Genomic DNA, 5007 nt, shown 5'->3' with positions numbered 1-5007 from the left:
ATGTCGGTGTCCGACGGTTCGTCGCTGGCGGTGCTGGCGCATCCGGAGTGCGACATCGGTCTGGTCGGCTACGAAATGGCCCTGCTCGTCGACCGCGCCGGCGCGGTCCTCACCCCCGACCTCCGTGCCGAGCTCCAGGGCAGCCTGATGAACTGAGCACCGCATGGCAGCACCACGTACAACAGCCCGTACAACAGAACGTTCCCGTACTTCCGCACCAGCGACAGCACTGCCCGGACACGGAGGACCCTCATGACCCCGCCACCCGCCTCGCCGGGCCCGTACGGCGCGTCCCACCACGCGCCGTACGGGGTGGAAGGCGACCAGCCGCTGGTGCGGCCGTACGCCATGACAGGTGGCCGTACCCGGCCTCGCTACCAGCTCGCGATCGAGGCCCTGGTCAGCACCACCGCCGACCCGGCGCAGTACGCGGGACTCCTTCCTGAGCACCAGCGGATCTGCCATCTGACGCGTGAGATCAAGTCGGTGGCCGAGATCTCCGCGCTGCTCGCGATACCGCTCGGTGTGGCCCGGATCCTTGTGGCCGACCTCGCCGAGGCCGGCATGGTCGCGATCCACCAGCCGGGCAGCGGCGAAGCGGGCGGCCAGCCAGATGTGACACTGCTTGAGAGGGTGCTCAGTGGACTTCGGAAGCTCTAGGCCGCAATCGCAGCAGCCGGCGTACGGTACGCCGCCTGTGCGGTCGACCACCTCCGCGAAGATCGTGGTGGCGGGTGGCTTCGGCGTGGGCAAGACCACGTTCGTCGGTGCGGTGTCGGAGATCAATCCGCTGCGCACCGAGGCCGTGATGACGTCGGCGTCGGCCGGCATCGACGACCTGAGCCACGTGCAGGACAAGACCACCACCACGGTGGCGATGGACTTCGGCCGCATCACGCTCGACGACGACCTGATCCTGTACCTGTTCGGTACCCCCGGGCAGGACCGTTTCTGGTTCATGTGGGACGACCTGGTGCGCGGTGCCATCGGCGCGGTGGTGCTCGTGGACACCCGGCGGCTGGCGGACTGCTTCCCGGCGGTGGACTACTTCGAGAACAGCGGCCTGCCGTTCGTGATCGCGCTCAACGGGTTCGACGGCCACCAGCCCTACCGGCCGGAAGAGGTCCGCGAGGCGCTGCAGATCGGTCCCGAGGCGCCGATCATCACCACCGACGCCCGGCACCGCGGCGAGGCCAAGAGCGCGCTCATCACGCTCGTCGAGCACGCTCTGCTGGCTCGCCTCAAGTAGCTTGTGCCGCTGGCAAGTTGCCAGTCGGCGGTCGGGGCCCGTTGTGTCGCGCGACACAACGGGCCCCCGCCGTCTTCATAACATTTCGAGAGAGTTTCCTGGGCATGGCGAACACGGCTCGCGCTCGTCCGGTGTCACCGCGTGTACGTCTGTCCTATGGTTTGCTCAGCCTTTGGACTTATGCCCGTTTTATCTCTAGCCTTCTCCCCGGAGCCCGCCGCAAGCCGGACGTTTGGCGTGCACCTGCATGACGTGCTGGAATTCGCAGAACCTGAGCGTAGGAACGGCCGTCGTTGTTGCGCCGTCGCCGAGAGGTTGTTGGTCCAGTGAGGAACACGAGGCGAGCTGAGGCGGGTCCCGAACGCGGCCCGCGTGGGAACTTCACTCCGCCGCAACGCACGGGCAGCGGCCCGGATCCGGTGGCCGCGGACGTCGCCGAGCTGCCCGATCCCGGCGGCCGGTTCAGTATGCGCAACTGGCGGATGGGCACCCGGCTGAACGCCATCCTCCTCATTCCGGTGCTGGTCGCCCTCGTCTTCGGCGGCTTCCGGGTCAACAGCGCGGTCGACACCTGGCGGCAGTCCGACGACGCGGTGCACATCGCCAACCTGGTGCGCGCGGCCGCGACGTACAGCAACGCGCTGGAGAACGAGCGCGACTCCACGGTCGTGCCCCTCCTGGAGGGCAACCGCAACTCCCAGGCGGTGTCGTCCGCGTACGCCGCCACCGACGCCGCCGCCCGCGCCTTCGACAAGGCCGCGGTGGGCCTGCCCGACAGCTCCGACCTCAAGCGCCGGATGGCCAGCTTCCGCAGCGTCGAGCCGCAGCTCCCCTCGCTCCGCAAGTCCGCCTTCACCGGCCAGCTCTCCGGCGTGCAGACCGAGGAGTGGTACGTCAAGATCCAGCACCCGCTGAGCGAGCTGTCCAACGAACTCGGCTTCGGCACCAGCAACAGCGCCTCCTTCGGCCGCACGCTGTACGCCGTCTCGCTCGCCAAGGCCGCGGAGTCGCTGACCCGTTCCATCGGCACCCACATCCTGGTCGAGAAGAAGCCCTCCAGCCAGGAACTCGCCCTCCAGAAGACCGCGCTCGGCTCGTACCAGTACCTGGAGGGCATCGCGCTGGAGGAGTACGACGGCGGCGGCAGCACCGACGACCAGGCCCGGCTGAAGGCCGCGCAGGACGAGGCGGTGAAGAAGGGCCAGGCGCAGATCACCGCGGCGCTGAACAAGGCGAAGGCCGACCACACCGGCTACGTCGTGCCGCCCGACCTCACCAAGATGGTCACCGACCTGACCGACCCGGCGTACACCGTCACCCGGCTCAACGCCGAGGGCGTCACCCCCGAGTCCTACCTCGCGGCGTCCACGCTCTCCTTCGACGCCTACCGCTCGGTGGAGCTGCACCTGGCCGACCAGGCCGCCACCGACTCCTCGCACCTGGCCTCGCACGCCAGGCGCGACGTGTTCATCAACTCCGCGATCGTGCTGATCGCGCTGATCATCGCGTTCATCGTGGCGGCGCTGATGGCCCGCTCGATGTCCCGCTCCATGCGGCGGCTGCGCGCCGCCGCCTTCGACATCGCCGAGACCAGGTTGCCCGCACTGGTCGACCAGCTCTCGCGCACCGACCCGGGCCGGGTGAACACCCAGGTCGCGCCGATCCCGATCAACACCCAGGACGAGATCGGCGAGGTGGCGCGCGCCTTCGACCAGGTGCACCGCGAGGCGGTCCGGCTGGCCGCCGAGCAGGCGCTGCTGCGGGGCAACGTCAACGCGATCTTCACCAACCTCTCGCAGCGCAACCAGGGCCTCATCCAGCGCCAGCTCACCCTGATCACCGAGCTGGAGAACAACGAGGCCGACCCGGACCAGCTGGCGAACCTCTTCCGGATGGACCACCTCGCCACCCGCATGCGGCGCAACGGCGAGAACCTGCTGGTGCTCGCCGGCGAGGAGCCGGGCCGGCAGTGGAACCAGCCGGTCCCGCTGGTGGACGTGCTGCGTGCCGCCGCCTCCGAGGTGGAGGCGTACGACCGGATCGAACTGGTCGGCATACCCGAGACCGACATCCACGGCAGCGCGGTCAGCGACCTCGTCCACCTGCTCGCCGAGCTGCTGGAGAACGCCACGTCGTTCTCCTCGCCGCAGACGAAGGTGCGGGTCACCGCGACCCGGCTGCCGGACGGCCGGGTGATGGTGGAGATCCACGACAAGGGCATCGGCCTGACCGCCGAGGACTTCGCGGACATCAACCACAAGCTCGCCGACCCGCCCACCGTCGACGTCGAGATCGCCAAGCGGATGGGCCTGTTCGTGGTCGGCCGGCTGTCGGAGCGGCACGGCATCCGGGTCCAGCTGCGTCCCTCCGGTGAGCAGGCCGGCACCACCTCCCTGGTGATGCTGCCCGAGCCGATCACCCACGGTGGCGGCGGCGACCCGCTCGACGACGACACCGACTTCACCGTGTCCCGGATCGTGCCGGAGCACGAGGCGGTCCAGCCCGGCCCGGTACGGCCCGAGGCCCTCGGCCAGCGCACCGCGGCCGAACTCGGCTTCGACGACTCCCGGTACGAGGAGGGCGCCCCCCGCTCGCTCGACCCGGTGGGCCGCTCGCTGCAGCGCGAGGAGCGCCGCGCCCAGCTGGAGGCCGCGGCGGCGGACCGCCAGGACGACCACGAGGTCGAACTGCCCGGCCAGCGGCGGGATTCGGCCGCATTCGACGGGGCGGGCCAGGACTTCGGCGGCGGGCAGTACGACGGCCTGGAACCGGCCGGCACGCAGTTCGCCGACCCGAACTCCGGCCAGGGCTACCCGCAGGACTACCCCCAGGGGTACGCCCAGGGCTACGACCCCAGCTTCGATCCGGCCTACCAGCAGCAGGCGTACGAGCAGGGCTTCCAGGCCGACTACCAGCAGCTTGGCTACCCGGAACCGGCGAGCGCCGAGCAGAACGGTTTCTTCGAGCAGCCGTACGAGAACGGTTCCGGCCAGTCGTACGACCAGGCCGCGCCGTACGCCGAGGGGCCCGGATACGGCACGGAGTACCAGGACAACGGTCACCAGGCGCAGTTCTCCGGTTACAGCCCTGCTCAGGAGGGATGGCCGCAGGGCGCACCGGAGGTAACGGAATCCGCTCCGTCGCTCCCCGAGGGGCCCTCCGAGAGCGTAGTCTCCCCTTCACTGACGGACGCTGGCCTACCACGCCGCGAACGGCAGCGCACGAGCCCTTCCGACCAGCAGCCCAGCGAGCCGAGCCAGCAGCCGGGCAGCCCGAACCCGCAGGCGCCGCCGCCCGCGGGCGAGCAGCCCGCCCAGGAGACCACCGATCCCCACGAGCAACCCCAGCCGGACGGCGACGACTGGCGGTCGACGAACGACGAGCACTGGCACCGGGCCGAGTCGGTCCGCGAGCCCAAGGCAGGCGGGGTCACCCCCTCCGGCCTGCCACGGCGGGTACCCAAGGCCAACCTGGTCCCGGGTGCCGCGGCACAGACCCCGCAGGGGGGCCCACAGGTCTCCCGCGCACCCGAGGACGTACGGGGCAGGTTGAGTAATCTGCGTCGTGGCGTCCAGCAAGGGCGCACTGCTGGAACTGACACGAACGGACAGGCCACCGACAGCCGATTCGGCGGCCCCCAGAACCAGGAGCGCTAGTTGAGTCCGATGAGCCAGGCGGCACAGAATCTGAACTGGTTGATCACCAACTTCGTGGACAACACCCCGGGGGTGTCCCACACGGTGGTGGTCTCCGCCGAC

At 69.8% G+C, this 5007-nt stretch carries 3 protein-coding genes and 2 pseudogenes; all 5 read left to right on the top strand.

Features of this window, described 5'->3' with window-relative positions; all coding sequences use genetic code 11:
- A pseudogene (locus C4U44_RS40930) lies at positions 1 to 156 on the top strand (roadblock/LC7 domain-containing protein); the annotation flags it as partial.
- 96 nt (positions 157 to 252) lie between these two features.
- A complete protein-coding gene (locus tag C4U44_RS40925; protein WP_037913670.1) occupies positions 253 to 660 on the top strand; it encodes a DUF742 domain-containing protein in 408 nt (135 codons plus the stop codon).
- The gene (locus C4U44_RS40920; protein WP_200823594.1) at positions 641 to 1249 is read left to right on the top strand and encodes a GTP-binding protein; all 609 of its coding nucleotides are present in this window, start codon (positions 641 to 643) and stop codon (positions 1247 to 1249) included. The genes C4U44_RS40925 and C4U44_RS40920 overlap by 20 nt, the downstream gene beginning before the upstream one ends.
- A gap of 467 nt (positions 1250 to 1716) precedes the next feature.
- The gene (locus tag C4U44_RS40915; RefSeq protein ID WP_235032724.1) at positions 1717 to 4905 is read left to right on the top strand and encodes a sensor histidine kinase; all 3189 of its coding nucleotides are present in this window, start codon (positions 1717 to 1719) and stop codon (positions 4903 to 4905) included.
- Between the two features lie 9 nt (positions 4906 to 4914).
- Positions 4915 to 5007: pseudogene (locus tag C4U44_RS40910) on the top strand (roadblock/LC7 domain-containing protein); the annotation flags it as partial.

Source organism: Actinacidiphila yanglinensis, from assembly GCF_900107965.1.
In the GTDB taxonomy this organism is placed as follows: domain Bacteria; phylum Actinomycetota; class Actinomycetes; order Streptomycetales; family Streptomycetaceae; genus Actinacidiphila; species Actinacidiphila yanglinensis.
This window is presented reverse-complemented; position numbering and strand designations above follow the sequence as displayed.

Bases quoted from the DNA above. Each gene is read 5' to 3' on its own strand.
- C4U44_RS40925 (WP_037913670.1), top strand. From the start codon at position 253: ATGACCCCGCCACCCGCCTCGCCGGGCCCGTACGGCGCGTCCCACCAC.
- C4U44_RS40915 (WP_235032724.1), top strand. From the start codon at position 1,717: ATGCGCAACTGGCGGATGGGCACCCGGCTGAACGCCATCCTCCTCATT.